Genomic DNA, 311 nt, shown 5'->3' with positions numbered 1-311 from the left:
GACGAAAACACTGCCAGGCCAAGGTATAAGTCTGGCTGCCATTGAACAGGCGCTTCTTCTATACGCCGGGCGCACGCGGCAAGCACTTCTTCATCCGGCAACTGGTTGCGCATCAACGGTACCAGCGGAATAATCCCCACCGGGCCGCATTTTAATATTTCTTTTCCGGACAGGTCTGAAAGGTTAATTAACCGGTAGCTAAACTCCACCACGGTAAGGTCCAGACAGTCGAAACCGTAGGTATTCTTTTGCGGCCGGCCGGTCAGGTTGAGCACCACCGGGTAAACCGGTTTCTTAAACTCGCGGTGTTG

Annotated in this window: 1 pseudogene; it reads right to left on the bottom strand. The window is 53.4% G+C overall.

The features are described 5' to 3' along the window. Positions 1-311: pseudogene (locus A6M21_RS04500) on the bottom strand (RpnC/YadD family protein); the annotation flags it as partial.

The organism is Desulfotomaculum copahuensis (genome assembly GCF_001655685.1).
Lineage (GTDB): Bacteria > Bacillota > Desulfotomaculia > Desulfotomaculales > Desulfovirgulaceae > Desulfotomaculum_G > Desulfotomaculum_G copahuensis.
The sequence above is the reverse complement of the archived record's forward strand: the minus strand, read 5'-3'. Positions and strand labels throughout refer to the sequence as shown.